The organism is Pseudomonas sp. Kh14 (genome assembly GCF_900291005.1).
Classification (GTDB): Bacteria; Pseudomonadota; Gammaproteobacteria; order Pseudomonadales; family Pseudomonadaceae; genus Aquipseudomonas; species Aquipseudomonas alloputida.
Window position 1 is genome coordinate 1 of the sequence record NZ_OLKJ01000258.1, and the last position, 244, is coordinate 244.

Sequence of the window (244 nt, forward strand, 5' to 3'; positions counted from 1 at the left end):
GTGTCACATAGTCTTGAGCTGCTTTTGGCAACTCCTCGAAACTACGACAGCCGGTGATGTCTTCATCCCACCCTTCCATTTGCTCGTAGACTGGTGCCAGTGCAGCAGTTTGAGGCCAAATAGGGTTTTCAGTATGTTCGCCATCGTATGCGACGCAGATTTTTAAATCTTTTAAGCCCGTCAAACAGTCGATTTTTGTCAGTGCAATTTCAGTGGCCGCTTGTAGCTCAACACCATTTTTGGT

1 protein-coding gene is annotated in these 244 nt (G+C 46.7%); it reads right to left on the minus strand.

Features of this window, described 5'->3' with window-relative positions; genetic code table 11:
• On the minus strand, window positions 1-244 hold a 244-nt coding region (locus FQ668_RS28040), incomplete at both ends, for an adenylosuccinate synthetase (protein ID WP_144180852.1).